Origin of the sequence: Halodesulfovibrio sp., from assembly GCF_015482765.1 — a bacterium.
Classification (GTDB): Bacteria; Desulfobacterota; Desulfovibrionia; order Desulfovibrionales; family Desulfovibrionaceae; genus Halodesulfovibrio.
Map to the genome: position 1 here is coordinate 21,324 of NZ_JADMLB010000076.1, position 19,444 is coordinate 40,767.

Here is a 19,444-nt window from a genome sequence, read left to right on the forward strand (position 1 = left end):
GGCTCCTATAGATACATAATGAAGTACACGCCGATGTATGGCGGTTTGTTTTCGTGTGCATGGGAACTACCAGCACCGCCGGTGGATGTGCTGGCGGCAAAGATAGATGCAGAATCATCAAGGTTAGTAAAATGCTTATTGGTACGGATGCTAACGCCTCGGGAGTGTGAGTGGCTCGGCATTTGAGCGGCTGACAAGGTTACAGTACTGGCACCGCCTGTTGCACCTTTGCCGTAGGAACCACCTGCACCAACGATGAAGCGATTTTGCATGTTCGGCGTACCAACACTTCTGCCGTCCGGCGAAAGGTAAGTGCGCCCGTCACAGCAGCCCCATTCAAGCATGGGTTCACCTGTAACCATGCTCAACGGCCTGCCGGCTGAATCAATGGTGCCCCAGAAAGAAACAATCTCTCCGGAGACTCTGCCGCCGCCAGTACCGCCAAGCGCCTGCCATTCTACAGGGCTTACATCCACCAGCTGCCACATGGTGTTGTCATCTGCTTGCAGGGCAATTTTATGCAAGTGCGTAGCATCAAGCCCTGTGGCTGCCTCGCGTGCTTCCTTGGTGGCGTACTCCCGAAAGTGGATTATGTGGTTCTGATCGCCCTTGATGTCTCTGTGGAATCCGCTCATTTAAAACACCTCCATAAGCTGCAGCACTTCACCGGACTCTGCTGTGTACATCAGCGGCTCAAATCCGGATTGATCTTCTTTGATCACGCGCAGCGGCCTGATTGTTCCTGTGCCCATCACGTCTGGGTCGTACAAAACCTCTGTCACTGCGCCGTCTGCTGGGTTGTCCGTATGGCTTACAGCTATGCGGTAAAAGTTTTTATCTTCAATGCCTCGCAGCGTTACCTGCGTGTCGCGCGTGGTGCCGTAAAGCTGCCACGGCGTTACGCCAGCGCCCACTTTGCGGATGAAAATGCGCCATGTAATGGCGTTTCCCTGCCAAGAAAGGTGCACCAGCTTTTTATGCAGCCCGTCTTCATCTACGGCCTGAACGCTGCACGCCAAGTTACGTGCGCCAATCACTCCGGCGTCACCGTCCACCGTTGGCAGATCTCCATTGTCGGCATAGATCTCTTCTGCGTATTCAACGCCGGTAATCTCAACTCTGTTTTTACTGGTGCGACGGATGGTAGAAACGCGGAATAGATGCAGCGCATCGTTTGCTTTGCCTACAGTGGCAACGCTGCCTACCTGCGGCGCAGCGCTTAGTGCTTCTGCTAAATTAAGCTGCGTGGTCACGGTGTCTTCAGCCACAGGGGTAATGTCCACCATGTCGATTTTTTCCTGCCCGCTAGCATTCTGAACGCCGCCGTGCTTCACCTGCAGGGAATACGGTGTGTTCTTTTTCAGCGTTACCGGCTGGGTAAGCGTAACTTGTGTTGCGGAGCTGCCGCGTACTCTTGCAGATTCGCCCCAGTTCCAGTCACGAACAACGGCCTGAATCACATGCCCGGGCTGAACGCTTGCAGCATCCACAGACATGGTGCGCTTGATGGTGCGGGTAATGAATCTGTTGCAGTTCAGCCTGTAGCCTGCGTAACGCCATGCACTGTCGAAATCGTTACACACAGCTAAGGTGATCTTTGCTGTAGACGGCAGCCGAGTTGTCAGCTGATGAAAATGCGGGCTGTGTCGCCGTAGAATCTGTCTGCCTTTTTCCGGATGGAACCACGTAACCTCAACGGCTTCTGCCCGATCTTTAACAGGCAGGTAGTCAATGGAGGTGGACCCGAGCAGCGAATTTGAATCTGCAGCAATGAAAGACTGGTCTGGCAGCAGCACTGGTCTGTCAGAAATCACACCGTAACGGGTGCCGCGTGGAATGACACGAAACCGCCCGAAGCGCCCAAGCTCATCCCACGCACTGGCAAGATCTGTCTGCGTATCCCAATACATGTTGGAGGTGATGCCGAGCTGCTCACACCATTCTGCAGCAACGGCAAACTCATCCACGATGAGGCGCTTTTCAGAAAGTCCGGCACCGAATCGCGGATGCGTGGCAAGCTCCAGTGCCATCCATGCAGGATTGGTCAGGCTGCGCTCAACAAGCCCGCCGTTACCGTCCGGAAGCTGCGCTGTGGCACGCTTGGCATTGCAGGTAATGCGGTAGCTGTCGAAAGAGCCGGAAAACTGATCTGTGGCCAACCCTTTAAGCGCAAAGCATGCTGTATAGGGATGTCTGAAGTCATCCGGAACAATTTCCTGTACGTATTCCCACCACACATCATTTACGTAGCGGGTTGCATCTGAAGGCGGCTGCGCTGCCAGTTTTACACGATACCTGTGCTGTCCTTTAGGCAGATCAAACCGCCAGAACTTACGCAAAGCAGTACGCTGTGCACCGCTGACAGTTTGCGTTGCAAGGCGCTGCCAGTTCTCTGTGCCATGCGGAGCACGCTCGAGCGCAATCTGCACACTGGTGGTGCTGAATCCGCCATTGTCGTTGGCGTAGTAAAGACCGGACGGGCAGGATAATCCAAAGCCCACAGCCTGAATGGCATCACCTTCGCCGTTAAAATATGTCCAGTCGCTGTGCGTGATCTTCATAGAAACAGGCCGCTCGTAAATGCCGTCCTGAAAACCTTTAAGCGCGGTCTGGTTTGCTGTGCCGGCAGTGGTTTCAATGGTCACGCCTTTGTACTGATCAACAGGCATGCCGCGAATACAAAAATTGGAAAGCTCCAGTTCGCCTTCACCAACGGCGTACAAGGCGTTTATGTACTGCTTATCACCGTCTGTGCTGATGTACTGGGAAAGCTTGAAGGGAAGAATGTTTTTGCATTCACCCTGAACGATGGCAACGGGCGAACCGTTCCGGCTGGGATTGGATGCCCGCCATGAATACGTCGGGGAGTCTTCTGTGATGTTCTTGTTGGTAAAGGTGGGCTTATCCGGCGGCAGAATAGCATTTACAAGCATAGAGCCTGCCATGCCCACAACCGCTGTGGTTATGCCTGCAACAGCAGAAACACTGCCCGCGCCGATTGTTCCCGCTTTGAGTAGTGAGGCTGCATACCATTGCCCTGTGTACGCTGCCACAACAGCGACTGCCACCATTGCAATAAGCTTGAGCGGATTCTTACCACCGCCACCTCCACCGCGTGGAGCTACACGAAACAGCACCGCATCGTTCGGCTTTACGCGATACAGTTCCGCTTCAAAGTCGGTCACGTCATGTCCGTTCACAGAGCAGATCACATCAAGCCCGCAAGGAACATCTATGCGTTCCGGAACAAGATCGTGCAGACTCATTCCTGCCTGCCACGGCACAGCCTGCTTCACACAAGAAAGTGGATCTACGAAGTTCAGCTGTTCATACACTAGAACATTCATCCCACGAACCTCCAGAAGCTGTGCACGAACTTAGCCCACGGGGCAGCATCAATACGCGCTGTATGCACGCCGTTTTTCTTCTGCACATGCACAAACACACCGTTGCCCAGATACACGCCAAAATGGTTGCACACTTTGGGCATGACCGTTGCCATTGCCACAAGGCAAGGCACTTCAGGCGATTCAATGCGTTCCCATAACGGGGAAACAGACGCAGATTCATAGAGCTTGGCAACAAGACTGTAGTTGTCCGGATGTTCTGTGTAGTCCGGAACAGTAACGCCAAAGTAGTCGAAAACAGCCATAACAAAGCCCCAGCAGTCGAACTGATGAATGCCGTGGTTATCAAGTTCACCGCGCCCTGCAGGAACATACCGGCTGTTACACAACATACGCAGTCCGCTATCCATACACGCCTCCCTGCTCCACAGTGGGGAATGCTCCTATGTACTCACTGCGGTTGTAATCTGTTCTGCACATGGCAAGGGTGTGGTTGCACACAGCGTAAAATGGACACTGAGTTGAGGTACGCCAGTGGCAGAAGTCACGATTGATGGAACGGGCAGGAATGGGCGCTGTACCCACATCATCAATGCCCAGTTTGATCTCACATTTATCCATCGGCGCGGGCAGGCTTATGCCGTCGTCCACAAAATGCCATTCCCCCACAGGCTCGGGATCATCAAGAAGCCCTGTGTTCACCACTAGGAGCTGCACTTTGACAAACTCGTTGCCGTGCTGTTTGCGCCACGCATCAAGCTGCTCCAGATACGGCTGCATAATACCGCCGCCGTTACCTATGGAGAGGGACAAACCGCGAGTCTCGTACGAATCCGACTCCTCAATATCCCCCGGTAAAAAGTCCAGCGCTTGCCACAGGCCGCCATGTTCTGCCAACGCGCAAAAGGGTTTGCCTGCCTCAAGGCTGGCAACGTAAATCCGGTACTGGGTGTTTGGCAGCGCAGCATATGTGCTGGAAGCTGCCGAAATAAACGTTTCCACGGTGTGCCATGTACCGCCTTGCAGCTGCTGAAAAAGAATTGATCCGGTAAATTCTCCGGTGATGGACACAGCCACATAGTCAGCATCGGTGTTGGTGATGCTCAGCACGTCTCCTGCCACGCTGACAGTTTGCTGCACGCCTTTGTTTTCGGGATACACAAGAGAATGCGGGTTACGGGCAAGGCGAATTTCTTCACCGTCCGGAAGTGTGAGTTTGGCAAGCAATACATAGCTGTGTTCAGAGTGTGTGCGGTTGCGTTCAATACACTGGGATAAGCTCGGCATCACGTCACCTCGTTCACGGCTTTAATGACAACTGTCACCTGCGCATAGTCGGGGAGCTTTGCAATGGGACTCCACTTAATAGGCTCTTCACCGGAAAAACGGGCTTCCCATAATTCTCCGGTAAAAGGATCTGTCCATAAAAACAGCTTTGCTCTGTGGTATTTTTGAAATGCCCGTAGCGTTGCAAGGTGCGTCTTATGCATCCAGTTCCATGTAAGAGTCACAGGCATGCAACGCGGCGCAGCAAACTGCGGTCTTGCAGCATCATCACCGCTTTGGAATTCATCTTCGAGCAGCGGATCACGAACACCGGAAGGACACGTTGAAGGGAACGGAAGACTGTTCGGCCAGTTGTACATTACCTGTTACCTCCCAAGCTATCGCGCATGCCGTTTGTATTGTTCTTGTAGCCGCGCATCCACATGTCACACACCCAGCGTTCTCCATCAAAGAAGGATTCTTCTTGGCTCACTTCAGATTTCACGCCGTCTTCGTTGGTAATGTGAATGTTGATCTGCGGGGCAGCAGGGGCAGAATTACGCATGCGCTCGTAGCTTGCATTCTGTTCGCGGGTAAGAACCCGTTCGCCTACTTCGGCAATTATGGGAACTTCTCCTGGGCGAAGCACCATGCCGCCGGAATGGTAGCGATCGGCTCCGGAGAAAAGAGACATGGGAACACTGCGGGTAAAGGTGGAGGACTGTCCCACAAGCCCGCCTGTATGCAGTCCGGTCACAAGACCATTGCCCATGTTGTAGCCGCCACCTGTTCCGGTGGAAGAGCCAAGAGCGCCGCCTACATTGTTACCGCCTCCGGATTTCATGAACGAATCAAACAAGCCGCCCAGACCGTCAATCAACGGTTGCGTCACATAAATGCGCATGAGCGAACGGATGATGGAGTTCGCCATATTTTCAAAATTCACTTCGGCACCGCGCGCCATTTCACCCATTGCATCCCCCACGGTGGAAGCAACGGTTTCGCTTACCTGCTGCATGGAGCCTGTGCTGTCATCCCACGCTGCAGCAGCTTCTTTGGCAGCTTTTTTATGCGCGCTGGCTATGGCTCTTGCCTGACGTTTTGCAGCCTGTTCAAAGGCTCTATCCATTGCAGCGTCACGGTCAGAAAGAACAGAATCCATGTTGTTCAGGTCATAAGCGTAGGAAGAATTGCTCGGAATGTTCAGCTTTGACCAAAGGGTTTCAGCTCCGGCAAGAGCGACGTTTACAGGGTTATCCTTGGTGCCTTTAGGTGTTGCGCTGCTGCCGCCAGTTATGGCATCGGGCTTCTTTTCCACTGGCTGCAAGTTTTCATACTGCTTGGCAGCCAAAGCCAGTCGCTGTTCTTCCTGTTGTAATTTGAGCGCATCAATCTTCTTTGTGATCTCAACGATCTTGCCCTGCAGCATGTCCTGATCATTTCTGTAATAGGAGCTGTTGCTGAACTTGCGGTATTTCTCCCGCTCGATCTCCAACTGCTGAATCTGTCCCTGAAGGCTCTTACGTTCTGCAACCAGTGCAGCCAGTTCCTTGTCATCAGAGCCTGCCCATTCACCAAAGGAGATTGTGCCGTCTTTGTAGGCAGCATGTCCTTTGGAAAACTTGTCCGCAGCATCCACGGTAGTGGCAAGCAGCATGGCAACGGCTGCGCCTTTTGGGCCGAACAGCATACCGCCGATTAAGCCCATGCCGGTGGATTCTTTCATCCAGTCCGGAAGCGAATGGAAGATACTTAAAATGTCTCCCGTATGCGTCACAACGGAAGAGAGAACCACGCTTACGTCTTCACCCCAGCCGACAACCTCAGTCCTGTTGTTGCCCACCCAAGTTGTGAGCTGACTCATGCTATCTTTAATTGTGGGGAGCAGCTCAGTGCCTAAATCAACCAGCGTGTTGGCAAGCTGATTCTTAAGAGCATCTTCCATTGCTTGAGAAGTGGTAAGCCAGCGCTGCCACGCAGCATTGCTACCACCAACGCCTTGTTCCACTGCGGAAATATTTTTTTCAAGCGTCTGGAAGGAATTGGAGAACAGCGCGTTCAGGGCAATAAGTGCTTCAGAGCTTTCAAACACTTTGCCAAGCGCAATGTTGGACTTTTCAGATTCTTCTTTAACGGCACGCAGCGCACCGACAAAGCCCTTGTCTGCCACCAGCGCTTTACCGGAGGCATAGCCGATTTTGCTGAGCAGCTTTTGCATGTTCTCAGTCGGCTTGTACAAGCCCATGAGTACGGCTTTGTATTGTGTGGCAGCCTGCGCAGTGCTTCCTGCTGTCTGGGTAACGTGGGCAAGTGCACCGCCAAGTTCGGAAGTATTCAGCCCCAAGGCATGGGACAATGTGGAAAGGTCGCCCATCACAGGTACCAGTTCCGCAAAACTGGTTTGACCTGCCTTCTCAATGGAAAAGAGCAGATCACTAGCCTGTACAGCGTTTTTAATTTCACCGCCAAAGCCTGCCATAGTTTTTGTCAGGGCTTTTACAACATCATCCTGCGCAGTATGGGCAGCCTTGGCAGATTTTGCGGAAGTAACCAGTACTTCCATTGCCTTGGCAGGGTCTGTCACACCTGCAGAGATAACTTGGTAGTACCCGCGCATGAGCTGGGTTGCGTTTCCAAGCTCCGGAGGCAGGCTCATGATCTCGGAACGGATGGTGCCAAGGTCGCGGCTTGTGACCTTGCTCATGTCTGTAAGCGCAGTCTCAAAAGCTTTGGTCTGCTGGTAGACTTCCACACCGCCAAGCCCCACGCCGAGACCTGCAAGGGCAGAATTTAAGCTGAAGATTTTACGCTTCAGGCTCTCCACCTGCATACCGGTTTTACGGAAAACGCCTGTGGCTGTGTCCTTTGCGGAAATGACAATGCGGGTGGCTACGGTACTCATGCGGTGTCCTCATCCGTTTTCACATTTTGCAAAGTATGCAACTCAAGACCTCGGAGAATGCGATACGTAGGCGGGGTCAGCTCAATTTCAAGCAGTTCAGCAACAGCTTTTACGGCGGTCATATCAAGCCCTGTGCGTACGCCGAAGCTGATTCGCCACTGGGTCTGGATCTCAAGCCACAGCGTCCACGCATCGTGGCACTGGGGCAGGAGTTCGGGAGCATCCAGCATGTAGCTGCAAGCCGGACACTCCCTGCCGCCGTGGGTTTTGCGGCACTGCTTGCAATATTCTGTACGGTCTGGGTTTGTAAAAAACTCCCAGACCGCTATGCATTTTTTACAAGCGCCTCAATCACCTCAATGGGCACTGCTGCGGAATACTGCTCAGTAACTGAAGCAAGCACCATCAGTTCCCTGTTGGGCAGCTCATCAAAATTGGTCACAATCTGCGGGTACAGATCTTTTAAAACCCACTCCATGTAATCCTGCACCGCCTGCACGGCATCATCGTTATCTTTCTCTTTCTGCATGGTTTTGCGGCGTGCGTTCAGTTCCAGAATCTGGGAACGGGTCATGGATTTCACATCCACTTCAAATTCACCCACAACAACTACAAGCTGCTTTGCTTCACTCATCACAACATCCTTATGTCAGGCTGTAGGTTTCAACGTCATTGGTTACAGAAACGCGGATGGCATCGCTTGAAGGATTGCTGGCAAAACCTTGGAAGGAGTAACTCTCCTTAATGCCTTTGGGGCCTTCAATGGATGGTGATGCACGGTTGATCTTGGCTTCTGTCAGTTCGATTAGCAGCTTGGTTGCGCCCAAAACGTACTCAACGGCAAAGCTCACAGTGGCGTTGTCAGCCCCTTTTTGCAGCAGGGTCTTGTCCGTAAACAGTGCTGTGATGTTGCCGGAGATACCCAGAATGCCTTCTGCAAGGCTGCCGCGTTCGCCGCCACCGCCAACACAAAACGAGTCACCATCAAGCCCGCAATCCAAGTTCAAGGAGAACTCAGTAATGCGGTTTGAAAGTGCGCCATCATCCATTTTGATGGTTGCCTGAAAGTTCTGGAACTGCTGAGAGGCAAGCACAGTTGGAGCCGCAACAGCAGCCGCTGCATTACTTGTTTCACCTGCGCCCATAAGCCCGATGTCCGCTGTTACTTCACCCTCGGAGCTTACAGAAAGTGCAAGGCTGGAGGCTTTAATGCCGTAGCCCAGCATGTAGGAAGTGACTTCCGGAAATTGCTTTTCCACCCAGATGGATGGCTGCGTGTCACTTGGCGTAAAAACATGCTTGTAGTTGTCTCCATCTGCACTGGTGGCAGGCAGTCCGAACAAGGCAATGAGCCAGATAGGGAAGGTCTGCGCATCGACTGGCACAACAATGTTGCCGGAGTAATCTGTGTTGCCCGCACTTGGCGCAGAAGGACTTCTGCTGCCGGTGATCACACTGGAAGTGTTCAACGTGCGGGATGCCCCTGCGGAAATACTAACGCGCGGCATAACCGTGCCTTTTGCACCTGCACCAGCCTTGTATGCGTTCTCAAATCCGGCAACGACCTTGGCGCTGCTTCCTTTTGCCTGTGCCATAAAGTTCTCCCTTGATATTGTTGGTAAAACCCTTGTTTGCTAGATTGAGACAAATCTGTGCAGTGCAAGGCGCAAGATAAAGTCAGGGGCGAAGCATAGTTCAACCTATGTGAGTATCTGACTTTATCGAAGCAACGCCGCAATGTGCGGGTTTGTCATCAATCTAGTCCGTTTCCACCAATGCAGGTGGAGCCGGTAACAGTTACGCTCAGTTCTCTGTACAGCAGGGGAAAGTCGGCAAGCTCATACAGATCAGTTACTTCACCAATGTAAAAACCGTCTTCCCCGTCCTGCAGAGCTTGCAGAGTCAGGGAACCAAAATTTGTAGCAAGCTGCTTTAAGCCCGCCAGTTCATCATTTTCAAAACGTTCATCATGCACTGCCAAGATCACCCGCACTGAGCTTGCATGCTCTGCAATACGCCCGAACTTTCCACTCTCCGGAACAAGGGCAATCAGCGGGCAATCTTCCTCACGCGGCAGCGCTGCCATGTTTACCCCCTGCATAATGCGCAAGGGCTGCTCGTATTCTGCCTGCGCCCAAGCATTAAGCGCTGCATGGTTACGCAATGCAGCGGCAAAACTTTCAATTATCTTCCAACTGGTAGCAGAGGCCATACGCTTCCCTTTGATTTTTGAATGATCTTGTAAATGCGCTTCTCAACAATCATCGGCAGCTCAGGATTCAGCAGCTCAAAGACCGGATCAATAATCGGACGCTCCGGCTGCTCGAGCACGGTGGTGGATTTACTCAGCGGAACACCTGCCGCCCAGAATGCGCGCCGCATTCTGTCTGTTACGGGCTGCCTGCCTCTGAAACCTAAAATGTCATCCGAGCCACGCTTGCCGGATTGCACAGCATCTGCCCACTTAGCGGCAGAAGGAGTTAAAAAGCCGATTCGTACAGCCTGTGTTTCCGGATAAAACTTGTAGCGCACAGCATTTGCCAAGCTGCCTTGAAAAGCATGTTCACGCCCGCGCCGTCCCCATACCTTCCATCTTGTCATGTGCCGTTGTCGTGTGCCGCCTTTTGCCTCGTACCGTTTCTGCTTTTTGGTTTTGCGCTTCAGCGCAAGCCTTGTGTAATCGTGTGATGTTCCAGAAAGGCTGTTTACTCGTCCGAGCAAATCCATTCGTCGGTACTGGCGCATCAAAGAAATCTTGCGGTTGGACTGCGGAGGGCTGCCCCCTGCATAGATGGCGTTGCTGATAGCAATCTTGTATCGCCATCCAACATGGCGCAGCGCTCTGCCAAACTCGCTGGGGAAATGCTTTGCAAGCCATTCCATCTGCCCCTGTGCTTCATCTTCAACTTTGCACAGGGCAACGCTGCCGTGGAGCTTTGCCATTACAGCCCGCCAAGGCGCGTATCTGTTACCAGCGCCAGCATGTACCCGATGAACTTGCCGTTCACAGGTCTGCCGATAGGTTTAAAATCCTGCATGGTGAATTTGGTACCGATGCTGTCTGTTACAGTCACTTTTGCACCAAGCCCTGCAGGCAGATCTGTCCCAACCACACGCGCAATAAACCAGCTTGTTTCATCACGCCTGCGGTAGTCACGCACCCAGTTGGGAGCATCGGGGACAGAGCTTATGATCATGTTGATCGTGGCATCTGTACTGTTCTGCGTAAGCGTCACAGTTTCCCCGTGCTCCTCAATCAGGATGGCAAGGTCACGCTGCTGTATCTCAAAAAGTTCGTTCATGGCGCTGCCTATTCAGAGTCGAAAGTAATTCCGTTCTCTTCAAAGATTTCGTCTGTAGATCTAGCTTCACGGCGCAGCTGCGCAATGTCTGCCGCTGTCACTTCGTCGTTGTCCAAGGCATCCAGCAAAGCCTTAACAGCGGGAACACCCACCTTGGAGGTCAAATCAAGAACGAGATGCAAGTCTTGCTTCTTCATACAAAGCTCCTTCCTTTAGCTTCTGGTATTCATCCTTGGCATCGGACAAAGCCTTTCGCAGCATGCCAAGCTCTTGTCGTACGGTGGGCAGCATGTCTATCAGCGTCTGCTTTATGCCCTGTGCCTCAGCATCTTTGCCTTGCGCCTCAAGCTGCACGTACTGCTCAAGCAGATTGATGGCGCTTTCACGCACAGCATCAAAGGCGTGTCCAGCAACGCGGATCTGCAACAACTGCTTCTTGGAGATCCGGTCATGCTTGTAGGCAATGGAGGCAGATGTAATCACGCCGTCATGCGCCACGGTCAGCATCTTGATTGTGGTTTCAGTGTTCTTTGCAAAATCCTCACAGCCTGTAAGCGGCAGGCAAAAGGCAACAACCAGAGCACATGCAACAAGTCGTTTCATGGCTGTCTCCTATGGATAAATTTTTAAGATACCGCGTGCTGTATTGAAATTGCGGGTATCAAAATGGAACCAGTCCACCTTCATTTCTATACAGGTAATGAACTGGTAGGCTCCGTCTTCCGGATTCGCCAAAACATGCGCGCGTACTTCCTCAGCTGCGCAGTGCTTGAACATGATGTCTCCGGCTCGACCGAACTTGTGTGTAGACCACTCAGCACCCACAGGGCAGGCAAACGGACGCCAGCCACGAAACTGATTAGAGCCACCCCAGTACCAGTCATTCATAATGGCAGTGCCAAACCGTTCCTGCAGGCGGTCAAGCGTCCACAGCATACGCGGGTCAAACAGCCCCCATCCGGTTGCTTCGGAAAGCACGGAATATTCGTACTTGGGCAGCAGCTCATACAGCGCAAAACGGTCTGTTCTGTATCCAGTTAAATTCTTCATTTGGAATCTCCCTGCGGCAAATCGCATTCGTGTAAACAGTCGCGGTAGCTTCTCAACCGTTCCCGTACACCTTTGGGAATAGGCACCCCGAAAAAGGAAAGATGCTCAATGCAGCTCAGCGCCTCAGTCATGCACAGGTAGGCAATGGTTATGTCGCGCAACGGTAAAAACGTTCCCAGGGCACCAAGCGAATATTCAGCAAGCCCCATCACCACTACGGTCATCACATACAGCACAATCTTCATTGCTCCGGCTCTGAACTTGCGACCGGAAAGGCTTTTGCCGTCCCACGCACGCTTGAATCCAAGGATAAAATCCAGCGCCCACAATGCAGTCAGCGCATACACAAGCGGAACAGAGCCACCGAACACAGCAGCCGCACCTGCAGCAAACACAGAAAAAATACTCTTCACATCCATGTTGCTGCCCATTTCCTGTAGGTAATTCGTCAAATCCTGCATTGTGTCTCCTTGTGCCCTGCCCGACCGATCAAAGGGGGGGGAAGATGCAGTCGGACAGGGGTTTTGCGGAGGATCAGTACATTACTGAATGCCTGTGATCAATAAACCGCAGCGACGGGAGATATCGCTGAGGACTTTGTCTGTTTCAGGATCTGTGGAACGCAACAGCTTTGCATCCACATCGTGGCGAACACGGATAATGTCCGCGCGGTTTGCGTCTTCGCGGTAATCTTCAACAACAAATTCTTCCTTGGCACCTTCGTTCCAGATAAAGGTACGACCGATGCAAGGAGTAACCACCTGCGAATCCTGCGAGGCAGTAAGGCACAGCAACGCACGCTCATCAGTCCAGATGCCGTCAAGCTGCGGTTCCTTTTTCGCATTGGCGCTGTTGAACAAAGCACCCGCCACAACAATGTTGATTTCAAGATAGGTTTCAAGGTGCGTCAGGGTAATATTCCCTGTCTTCTTGGTATCTGGGAAAATGTAATGGATGGCGTCCTTAACCGCTTTGCAGTTAAGCAGGTTCATGTACTGCGCCCAGCTCACCTCAAGTGTGTTCGGACTAACCCCGCGAGAACGCATGTCTACAATGCCTGTGTTCACATCCTTCTTCGGATCTGCGGTCTCACGGTCAGACCACGGCGCAGCTGCTGCCTGAGTCGGAAAGTTGTTGGTGTCCATAAGCTTGTTGGCAACACGAATTTCGTGTGCATGCTGCACTTTGCCCATGGTCAGTTTGGTAACCGTCTCTTCCATGTCCAGAACATCTTTGTAGACAGCCGCATTGCGATCATCCACCGGCCCTTCCAGACCATGTTCACGGGTGCGGAAGTTCCCCTGTTCAAATTCTTCAAATGCGCGGTTGTAAGCACCGCTGGAAGTACGGTTGGTGTCCGCTGTGTTGTACAGGGACTTCAAAGGCATTACCGGATACGTTCCGGAATCGCGGTTAACCCAGCAATACGGCATAAGCCTTGTTGCCACGTAGCCGGAGTGCTCTGCCTGATTAAGCACATCCTCTGTGATCATGGCGCTCAGGTCTTCGCGTGGTAAAAATCGTCCAGTAGGTCGCATAGTGTTTTCCTTATGGTGCGGATAATGCGGTCAAAAAATTACACAGTCACAGGAAGGCACGCACCGTTAGGAGCAACCTCCACGCCGTCGCCGTCTGCCTTTGCCACGGTAAGCGCAACGCCCACCTTGTAGTACGTTCCCGCATCCGTCGGCAGCATGCTCACTTTGCCCTCGGCTGCTGCATACACATCAGCTCCGGCGTTAATGGCTGCACTGGCAATCATGATCTGTGTTCCAGGCTTGTTGTACAAAGCAATGGTAGCGCGCGGATCATCAAACGGGGAATCAAACACAGTGCCTATTCCCGCAGTATCTGCCCCTGCCACCACGCACACGCCGCTGTCATGCTTAACGCGCAGGTTTTCCGTTAACCGCTCCGCAACGGGAAGAGTCACATAGCCAAGATCTTTGTAGCCCATACTCATGAGTCGTCTCCTTTGTTCCGCGCTGCGCTAGCGGTTAAGCCACTGCTGATACACTTCAGAATGAGCGCGCGCCATTGTGCGAATGGCAGTGCCCTTTTCAACGCCTTCAGCCTTCATGTGGTCATTTACAAGCTTCATAAAGTCAGGCTTTGCGCCACCGCCTGCACCGTCCGGTTTCTTCTCTTCACCTTTGGCTTCCACACCGTCGCCAAGGGTACTTTCCATACTGGCAAGAGCATCTGCCTTGCCATCCTGCATGGCTGTCACCATCTGCTTGTAAATGTCGTGTGCAGGATCACCTCCTTCAATGGCTTTCAGCGCAAGCTCTGTGCCTGCACCGGCTTTAATAATTTCCACAACACGGCTGCGTTCTGTTTTCGTTGCCTCTTCAGCTGCTTTTTCCAATGCCTTGGCATCAACAGCAGCTTCGCCAACAATCTGTTCCACCAGCGAAGGCGCGTGTACTTTCAAACCTTCCACGGTCAGGGCTGCATAGGTAATGCTCTGCTCTGCCGCTTGCTTTACTGCTTCAGTTCCCATTGTGTTCTCCTTAACGTTTGCAGCGAGCTGCCCTGCCAAATTCAGGGCAAACTCCAAGTCGCCTATATGGTCAACAAGGCCAGCGGACAGAGCCTGCTTGCCTGTAAAAATTTTGCCGTCTGCCATTGCCGGATGCACCGCGTTCACGTCTAAGCCTCTGTGTTCAGCCACAGCCTCAACAAAGGTGTCGTACGCTGCCTGCAAATGTCCCTGGAGGTACGTCAGGGAATCATCCGTAAGGCTCTCGCGCATGGCAGCCTTGTAGGCTCCGGCTTTAATGATGGTGCGCTTAACGCCCCGTGTCTCATCCTTGGCTGTTTCGTCATAGTGTGTGGTAAAAACGCCAATGGAGCCGACAACGGCAGACTTGGTGGAAACTATTGCGGTGGCGGAGCTGGCAACCCAATATGCAGCGCTGCACATGGTGGCATCTGTGTAGGCAACAATGGGCTTAATGCTGCGACCGCGCGAAATTGTGCCGGACAATTCGTCCAATCCGGCAAGAGTTCCGCCCGGGCTGTCCACATCAAGCAACACGGCCTTCACAGCATCGTTTGCCAATGCATGGCTGATATGCTTGCCAAGGGTTTTGCAGGAGCAGCCGCCGCACATCTCTTCAAATGCGTCCAGCCTGCGCCCCATCACGCCGTACAGGTTAATGACGGCAATACCGTTGAGCGTTTCGTACGGTTCATCATCACGATTGCTGCGTTTACTGGAACCGGTAAACGCCAACGGATTGCCCTGTGCGTGCGCTTCCACCACTTCGCAAATAGCTTCCAGTTTCTCAGGTAAAATGGCGAAGAGTTCGCCTTGTAAAATTTTAAGACTCATCCTCTTCCTCACTGTTTGCTGTTCCTTCACTTCCCGTTTCTTTGACTGGCGGTCTCAAACTTACGCCGTACTTTTCTTCCAGATCCTGCAAGTGCTTCAGCTCTTTTGCGCGCTGCTCAGTTTCCACACGCCAGTCTTTGCCGTCCCTGCCGTACACGTCCTTCAACGAAGTCGTATTGCTGTTCAAACCAATCACATCAGCTTCAGCCGCTTTCTTGCGGTCAATCTGGCGCATCGGCTGCGGCAAAAATTCAGCGGAGTAATACGCATCAATGTTGGCAATAAAATGCTCGGAGGAAGTAACAGGAAGGAGCGAGCGAAGGCACATTTCGTACAGCATCCACGCCATTACAGGCGCATTAAAGGCACGGTTAAGAATAGTGTGCTCGTAGGCGGCAACCTCTTCAGCCTTTTCAAAGCTCGCTTTGCTGGCAGAGTAAGAGGCTTGGTACTTGCGCAGAATATTTTCCTGCCCGCGCACAGTACCAACGCCAATACGGTCATGAATCATGCTGGTAAGATCTGTCAGATTCTGGGGAGCTGCCGTGTGAGAAAACCAGTCCATGGACTCACCCTTAAGCCCCTGCAGAATGGTGCCGTTATCCGTCTGGATAATGCGGTCTTCAATGTCCAAATTCTTATTCGCGCCCATAGCGCCCTGCCCCACGGCGTTAATAAAGCCCACGTACAGGTTGCGCACTACAGCGCCCACCAGCACGGCGTCGCTCATGTCGTTTGCGTCACGCAGGGTTTTAATAAGGGTCGCGTAAATAGAATCCTGCTTGTACTCGGCAACGTTTCGCACATCGCATGTAAGCAGCAGCTTGGGCAGCCCTGTTTTTGGATCACGTATAGCTACCCGATCATAGCAATCGGTCGTATTGCCAACAGGTCGGTCAGGTTTTCGGATAAATGCATGGGTAGGTTCGCCGTATTTTCCAATTTCAATACCGTCAAAAACTTCTCCGGTAGCATCAGAAGGCGTCCCCAAACGGGTAGGACAAACAGGCAGCAGCGCAAGCCCAAGCGGACGCAGCGCATCACTGCGTACAACAGCCTGAGAAAGTCCGATGCCGAAGATCTTCCACTGAAAGTATTGCAGCGCCTGCAAGGCATAAAAGTTCAACCGCCGCTGGGCATCGCACCACAGGTGCACACCAAGCCCCCAGCGGTTAAACATCTGATTCGCGCGTTGTTCAAAAAGCTCCGCCCATGCTGTGTCTTTGCCAAGCCATTCAGCACGGGGAGTAAAGGAAGGAGTAAGCCCGATGCCGACAGTCTCAATAAGACCGCCTTCAACAACACCGTGCCCCATAGAATCGTTCGTGTAGAGATCAAGCGCCCGTTCCACAACGCGGGCTTTTTCCCGCTCTGCCATACGTTCGCTAATAACCGTTGTCACATAGTTAGCCATGGTGCCTTGAATACTGGCACCACTACGGCGAACGGTTTTCCCGTATGAACGCTTACGGGAGAATGCGCGATTGGCCTGCCCACGCATGCCCTACCCCCTACGAGGAACAGGGTTAAAGCCGCGCTGCAGCAAGTTGCCCTTTTCAGCTGCCTGCTCTGCAAGCAGCTCACGGCGCACCGCCATAATATCGCGAATGTTGTGGCTCTTCTGCGTAAAGCCATCCACGCTGTATTCAGAGCCGCGTCGTAACGCCTGCTCCAGCGCATCTTCTGTTTTTTCAGCTGTAAGAGAATCAGGAAGGATTTGTTCGGACATAGCCACCTCGCATGGTCATTGTGTGAAATTCACGAATGACCATACGATGGCGGTAAAAATTATGTCGATAGATTGGACGTAGTAAATGTCTAGAGGTGGAAAATGTCTTGATAGCTATTTACAAACAAAGACTAGCTCGTTTCTAGAACTTCAGAAAGATCTACAGGGAAAAATTTCGACAACCCAATCCAACCAATCATAGTTCCAGCCTCTGAAATAACACATCGAGTAATACGGCTATCATTCGAAAGTAAAAAGACTGCTAGTGTTGAAGTGAGCTTCTTCTCTTCAAGGTATCTTCGCACATTAACTGGTGACAATTTTTTTATATCATCCAGCTGCTTCAAAAACTCAGGGATCATTTCAACGTGGGACATATTCGCCATCTGGAACGCACCAACGCCAGCCATATATGTCCTATCTCGCTCTGTTATATCTACAGGTAGGGAAATATGCTCGAGAAAAACTCTACAAAACTCTTCAATATAATCAAGAGTTGCACCTGGGATACTTACTTTTCTAACAAAAACATAAAGAGCTAGAAATTCAACATGACGGGCAGACAATTTAGGGAGAAGTTCAAGCGCTTCATTGGCTACAAGCTCTGTTAAATCAGAAGTGTCCTTCTTAAGATTTAAAATAAAAACATCACATAAAAGTTCAAAGTTACTTTTTTCTCCCTTTTGCGCAGCTGCTTTTGTCATTTGTTGTAACTGAAACTGAACATTAGGCTCAGCAAACCGTTGTGCATCTATCTCTTCTTTATGTTCCTCAAGCAGGCTAAACAACTGCCTCGTAACCTCACCTAATCGCTGATCTATCGTTTCTCTCGCATCCGCAAGCAACTTAGGGAAATTTGCATCAAAAAGAAGATTAACAATTCGTTCAACGTCCGCAAAGCTCATCCCATGATAGTGATTTTCTATATTGCCTTTTGCTTGATTGGCAACAGCACCGCTACCAACCTCCATTTTCTGATCCCCAACCATTTACTTCTCCCCTTTATTATTCAGAATATCACGCCCTGCCTGATTCGCAGTGCTATTGTCCCCAACAACCATAGACTGACTAGAAGAACGCCGTTTAAACAAAGCTACAACAACTGTTAAAGCAAAAACGCCAATACCTGAAAATATCCATTCATAATTCTTCGATATAAAATCTAACATCACGACCTTCTTTAAAAGCATTAACTCCGCAATGGACATAGGAAAACGACAAAATTAAATTCTTTTTTATGATGCTTTTTTAAGAAAAGGAACTTTCACAATTAAATCGAATGAAGTGTTTGCATGCGAAATTCCATGCACTTTAAACTTCCTATGATTGCACGCCACACAACCACCTTTCAGGCAAGCACGAACTACATTCAAAACAGTTCTATTTTCAAAAGTATCTATTCTAATTCTGTAAGTTTTTTGGCATTTACAGCAAGTGACAAGAATTTCTGAAAAAAAAGAAGCATAAAGTCTCCCGAATTTATTACTTCGATCATCCAGAACCTTAACTTTGCTCGTTATCACGTCTTTTTTGACGTTTTTATTGGGGGGATGAGCAGCTTTTTTTTGTTTTTTCCTTGGTGGTTGTTGCAGTGCCACCCTTTCCCTTTTTTCTTTTTTCCATATCTGCTTCGCTTCACAAAAATCTTGTGCACATAAAAAAGTTGTTCGGGTTTGATAGTATATTGACACCTCCCAAACACCTTTCCGGACACCTTTAGCAAAGCATATATAATCACGAACATTCCCACATACGAACATTGGAATCTTTTTCTTTTTACATACATAAAATGACAAATTAACGTTGCCGAGCTTTCCGTGCAGTTTATACAGCCCACCATCTTTATAAACATCTGAAAGAAAAAAAGGTTGCCACCCTTCTTGTTGCCATTGAATTGGCCTTACTACTTCTTTATTTGTTCTATCTCCAACAGGAGCAGGCACATAATGTTTTCCAAACGTATCCCCCATTGATGTACAAGGATGTTTTGGCCATGGCGGGCCCAATTCATCAAAAAAGACTCGCCCTCCATTTGGGGACTGATAGAAAAAAACTGCTGCGCCACACACAGGACAACGGGCATTTGGGATTGTATAAGATTCATAAATAGGTCGAATAGGTGAAATGCCAAACAACTGGTAGCAGCTCTTGGTTTGCACCTCCGGCTGACTCCTCCGTACAGGACTTACAGTAGCCCTACTCCGACTCCCCCATTTAGAAGTGCACCACCCACATGTACAATCCGGCCTATGATTATATCCCCTACCCACGCAGCACCTACCTCTTAAATTAACTAAAATTTATATTTACACAGACAACCAATACCATGCTGCTTATCATACTATAATAGATTATAAATTAATTATATCGTCCTAAACTTAATAGAGTATTTCAGTCGAAAACATATGTAAGTAACTGCTAGACACGCTCAAGAAAGAAAGTCCTCTCATCATCAGCTGAGAGGACTTTCCATACCACCCTGTCAAACTACGCTTCTAAAGCATCACAGCA

24 protein-coding genes are annotated in these 19,444 nt (G+C 50.9%); all 24 read right to left on the reverse strand.

Annotation, left to right across the window (positions count from 1 at the left end):
• Positions 1-5 precede the first annotated feature (5 nt).
• Entirely contained in the window at positions 6-635 is a 630-nt protein-coding gene (locus tag QZY95_RS15235) for a hypothetical protein (RefSeq protein WP_290925092.1), read from the reverse strand.
• On the reverse strand, positions 636-3,347 hold the full coding sequence (locus QZY95_RS15240) for a hypothetical protein (RefSeq protein WP_290925094.1): 2,712 nt from the start codon (positions 3,345-3,347) through the stop codon (positions 636-638).
• Complete coding sequence (locus QZY95_RS15245; RefSeq protein ID WP_290925096.1) at positions 3,344-3,757, reverse strand: NlpC/P60 family protein; 414 nt, start codon at positions 3,755-3,757, stop codon at positions 3,344-3,346. The genes QZY95_RS15240 and QZY95_RS15245 overlap by 4 nt, the downstream gene beginning before the upstream one ends.
• Positions 3,750-4,634, reverse strand: a complete 885-nt coding sequence (locus tag QZY95_RS15250; protein WP_290925098.1) for a hypothetical protein — start codon at positions 4,632-4,634, stop codon at positions 3,750-3,752. The genes QZY95_RS15245 and QZY95_RS15250 overlap by 8 nt, the downstream gene beginning before the upstream one ends.
• Complete coding sequence (locus QZY95_RS15255; RefSeq protein ID WP_290925100.1) at positions 4,634-4,993, reverse strand: hypothetical protein; 360 nt, start codon at positions 4,991-4,993, stop codon at positions 4,634-4,636. The genes QZY95_RS15250 and QZY95_RS15255 overlap by 1 nt, the downstream gene beginning before the upstream one ends.
• Positions 4,993-7,515 (reverse strand): phage tail tape measure protein, encoded by a 2,523-nt coding sequence (locus QZY95_RS15260; RefSeq protein ID WP_290925102.1) that lies wholly within the window; start codon positions 7,513-7,515, stop codon positions 4,993-4,995. Before QZY95_RS15260 ends, QZY95_RS15255 begins: the two co-directional genes overlap by 1 nt.
• Positions 7,512-7,745 carry a DUF1799 domain-containing protein gene (locus QZY95_RS15265; RefSeq protein ID WP_290925104.1) on the reverse strand — a complete coding sequence of 78 codons (234 nt, stop codon included), beginning with the start codon at positions 7,743-7,745 and terminating at the stop codon, positions 7,512-7,514. The genes QZY95_RS15260 and QZY95_RS15265 overlap by 4 nt, the downstream gene beginning before the upstream one ends.
• 95 nt (positions 7,746-7,840) lie before the next feature.
• Positions 7,841-8,149: a hypothetical protein gene (locus QZY95_RS15270; protein ID WP_290925105.1), complete on the reverse strand. Its 309-nt coding sequence runs from the start codon at positions 8,147-8,149 to the stop codon at positions 7,841-7,843.
• A 10-nt stretch (positions 8,150-8,159) separates the two neighbouring features.
• The gene (locus QZY95_RS15275; protein ID WP_290925107.1) at positions 8,160-9,110 is read right to left on the reverse strand and encodes a phage tail tube protein; all 951 of its coding nucleotides are present in this window, start codon (positions 9,108-9,110) and stop codon (positions 8,160-8,162) included.
• A 158-nt stretch (positions 9,111-9,268) separates the two neighbouring features.
• The gene (locus QZY95_RS15280; RefSeq protein ID WP_290925110.1) at positions 9,269-9,727 is read right to left on the reverse strand and encodes a hypothetical protein; all 459 of its coding nucleotides are present in this window, start codon (positions 9,725-9,727) and stop codon (positions 9,269-9,271) included.
• Positions 9,700-10,458, reverse strand: coding sequence for a hypothetical protein (locus QZY95_RS15285; protein ID WP_290925112.1), 759 nt, complete (start codon positions 10,456-10,458; stop codon positions 9,700-9,702). Before QZY95_RS15285 ends, QZY95_RS15280 begins: the two co-directional genes overlap by 28 nt.
• Entirely contained in the window at positions 10,458-10,817 is a 360-nt protein-coding gene (locus tag QZY95_RS15290; protein WP_290925114.1) for a hypothetical protein, read from the reverse strand. Before QZY95_RS15290 ends, QZY95_RS15285 begins: the two co-directional genes overlap by 1 nt.
• An 8-nt stretch (positions 10,818-10,825) precedes the next feature.
• The gene (locus QZY95_RS15295) at positions 10,826-11,014 is read right to left on the reverse strand and encodes a hypothetical protein (protein ID WP_290925116.1); all 189 of its coding nucleotides are present in this window, start codon (positions 11,012-11,014) and stop codon (positions 10,826-10,828) included.
• The gene (locus tag QZY95_RS15300; RefSeq protein ID WP_290925118.1) at positions 10,983-11,420 is read right to left on the reverse strand and encodes a hypothetical protein; all 438 of its coding nucleotides are present in this window, start codon (positions 11,418-11,420) and stop codon (positions 10,983-10,985) included. The genes QZY95_RS15295 and QZY95_RS15300 overlap by 32 nt, the downstream gene beginning before the upstream one ends.
• A 9-nt stretch (positions 11,421-11,429) precedes the next feature.
• The gene (locus tag QZY95_RS15305; protein ID WP_290925120.1) at positions 11,430-11,867 is read right to left on the reverse strand and encodes a peptidase M15; all 438 of its coding nucleotides are present in this window, start codon (positions 11,865-11,867) and stop codon (positions 11,430-11,432) included.
• Complete coding sequence (locus QZY95_RS15310; protein WP_290925122.1) at positions 11,864-12,328, reverse strand: phage holin family protein; 465 nt, start codon at positions 12,326-12,328, stop codon at positions 11,864-11,866. The genes QZY95_RS15305 and QZY95_RS15310 overlap by 4 nt, the downstream gene beginning before the upstream one ends.
• Before the next feature lie 81 nt (positions 12,329-12,409).
• Complete coding sequence (locus tag QZY95_RS15315) at positions 12,410-13,405, reverse strand: hypothetical protein (protein WP_290925124.1); 996 nt, start codon at positions 13,403-13,405, stop codon at positions 12,410-12,412.
• A 38-nt stretch (positions 13,406-13,443) separates the two neighbouring features.
• A complete protein-coding gene (locus QZY95_RS15320) occupies positions 13,444-13,830 on the reverse strand; it encodes a hypothetical protein (protein WP_290925126.1) in 387 nt (128 codons plus the stop codon).
• Between the two features lie 27 nt (positions 13,831-13,857).
• On the reverse strand, positions 13,858-15,204 hold the full coding sequence (gene sppA / locus QZY95_RS15325) for a signal peptide peptidase SppA (RefSeq protein ID WP_290925128.1): 1,347 nt from the start codon (positions 15,202-15,204) through the stop codon (positions 13,858-13,860).
• Positions 15,194-16,705: a phage portal protein gene (locus QZY95_RS15330; RefSeq protein ID WP_290925130.1), complete on the reverse strand. Its 1,512-nt coding sequence runs from the start codon at positions 16,703-16,705 to the stop codon at positions 15,194-15,196. The genes sppA and QZY95_RS15330 overlap by 11 nt, the downstream gene beginning before the upstream one ends.
• Before the next feature lie 3 nt (positions 16,706-16,708).
• Positions 16,709-16,933, reverse strand: coding sequence for a hypothetical protein (locus QZY95_RS15335; protein ID WP_290925132.1), 225 nt, complete (start codon positions 16,931-16,933; stop codon positions 16,709-16,711).
• Positions 16,934-17,064: 131 nt separating this feature from the next.
• Entirely contained in the window at positions 17,065-17,922 is an 858-nt protein-coding gene (locus tag QZY95_RS15340; RefSeq protein ID WP_290925134.1) for an LPO_1073/Vpar_1526 family protein, read from the reverse strand.
• Positions 17,923-18,102 carry a hypothetical protein gene (locus QZY95_RS15345; protein ID WP_290925136.1) on the reverse strand — a complete coding sequence of 60 codons (180 nt, stop codon included), beginning with the start codon at positions 18,100-18,102 and terminating at the stop codon, positions 17,923-17,925.
• 66 nt (positions 18,103-18,168) lie between these two features.
• Entirely contained in the window at positions 18,169-19,092 is a 924-nt protein-coding gene (locus QZY95_RS15350) for a hypothetical protein (RefSeq protein WP_290925139.1), read from the reverse strand.
• Positions 19,093-19,444: the final 352 nt, after the last annotated feature.